This window comes from Frankia sp. CcWB2, assembly GCF_977927585.1.
On record NZ_CDWRCM010000217.1, the window covers coordinates 1 to 1,984 of the forward strand.

A 1,984-nucleotide genomic window follows, 5' to 3' on the forward strand; every position below is an offset into this window, starting at 1 on the left:
GTCCTTCGGTGGCTCGACACGGGGACCCGCGGCGACCGTCGGCGGGCGCGGCGAGCACGGGTGGGGCGGCGAGCACGGGTGGGGCGGCGGTCTGTGTGGACGGCGCCATCCGCGCGATGTGGTGCGGTCGCGCGCGTGCCGTGCCGTGCCGTGGGTCAGATCGCGGCGAAGGACCGGCCCGGCACGGGAGCCGGTGGGAGCGGCGGTGACGACGCTCCCGGATCCCCTTGGAGCCTGACGGCCTCCTCTGGGGTCACCGTGAACCAGGTGACGAGCAGGAGGCCGAGCCCGGTGACGACCGGGGCCAGCAGGCCTCCGGACAGCACGCTATAGAAGATCAACACAGATCCGGAGAGCACGAACGACTGCGAGCCGCGTACGAACATCGCTACCACCAGACCGATGAACGCGGTGGTCCCGACGACGCCGTACTCGAGGATCAGCTTGGGTAGGAGGGCGTAGTTCAGCGGCAGTCCGGTGCGGTGGTAGAAGGCGGCGGCGTCCCGGTCGGCGAACCCGGGCCCCCAGCCGAACGCCACCGTCATCGGATCGCTGCCGAGCGCGTCCCAGGTCCGCTGGTACGGCTGGACGAAGCGCAGGCTGCCGCTAGACGTCGATGAGGACGTCTCCGTGGCACGCGCGGCGAAGATATCCGACGCCGGGGTGAAGCTGATGATCAGCGCCACGAGGCTCACCCCGAGCAGGGCGGTGAGCGCGAATCGGGCGCCCTTGTGAACGGCCAGCAGGACGCCCGCGCAGGCCAGCAGGAGCAGACCGGTGCCAGAAACGGTGCTCAGGATGGCCAGCACAAACATGATCATGCGCCACCAGCCGCCGTTACGCAGTGTGCAGACCACGATACCGAAGCCGAGGAACTGCGAGCAGAACGACGCCTCGAGGCAGATGAAGGCGTTCGACTTGTACAGCGACGAGCCATACTGCACGGGGTAGGACGTGTTGAACCCCTGCATCAGGAACTGCGGCGGCACGACGTTCTTGACGACGTCGGTGTATGGAACGCCGACGAGCTGAATGGCGAACTGGAACAGGGCGAGACCGGCGAGCACCGTGATCATGATCAGAAAACGGTCCAGCAGCCGGGGCAGGAGAGCGCGGGCGTCCGCGCCGCGCAGGCCGAAGAGGAACGGCACGTATGTCGCCAGCAGCAGCAACAACGAGGTGAAGGACGTGTCGTCGTTCTGCTGGAGGAAGGAGACGAGTGCCGAGGCCGAACATGCCGTCATCGCGACGAGGTAGGTGGTTACCCGGCCGGAGTTGTACGTCAGACCTCCGCGCCGCAGCATCAAGGCCGCGCAGACATAGGTGATCGGCAGGATTACCTGAACCTGTGAACTGCCCACCGGGAAAGCGATCCGTTGCAGGAAGATCTCGCAGAAGAGCAGAATCGTCAGCATCCGGAGGGTGGCGTCGTTGACCGACTTCCCGCTGCCGGCCTCCTGGGTCGGGATCACCCACGACCGTGGAATCCTGGTCGTGAGCGTGGTGGTGACCACTGGTTTCCCGTCCCCCGTTCCTGGTCAGTGGGCTCCCGGGCGCCGCGCCCGGCGGCGGGGCCCGGCGATGGAAGCCCATCGGCACGTCGGCACGTCGGATAGCTGGCGCGACGGGCGGACGGCGCGGGCGGTTCAGTGTATCCGGGGCCCTCGTGCCGTCTCGCAAGGCGGTCTCCGTGCCGTTTCCGGAGCGCACGGTCGCGTCTTCGTCACGTCTCGCAGCCAGCTGGTGGGGGCTCTTCGAACCCGGCGCGGGCGGTGGATAATAGCGGTCGTCCGACCCGACAGCCATCGGTTTGCATCCGTGTAGATCGGTGCCGCCATGAGGGACCCAGCTCGGGAACCCGCCTGGCGGTGACGCGCGTTTGTCGTACCAGGACGGCGTCATCGCCGCGGTGATATTCGATTTTGGTCTGCCTCGGGTTCGGACCGGTCATCATCGCCGTTGTGGCGGTTGTGCAGGATCTGCC

General features: G+C 67.4%; 1 protein-coding gene. It reads right to left on the minus strand.

Annotated elements, in window-relative coordinates:
• Window positions 1–155: 155 nt before the first annotated feature.
• Window positions 156–1,514, minus strand: coding sequence for a hypothetical protein (locus tag ACY45C_RS18540; protein ID WP_462188839.1), 1,359 nt, complete (start codon window positions 1,512–1,514; stop codon window positions 156–158).
• Window positions 1,515–1,984 lie beyond the last annotated feature (470 nt).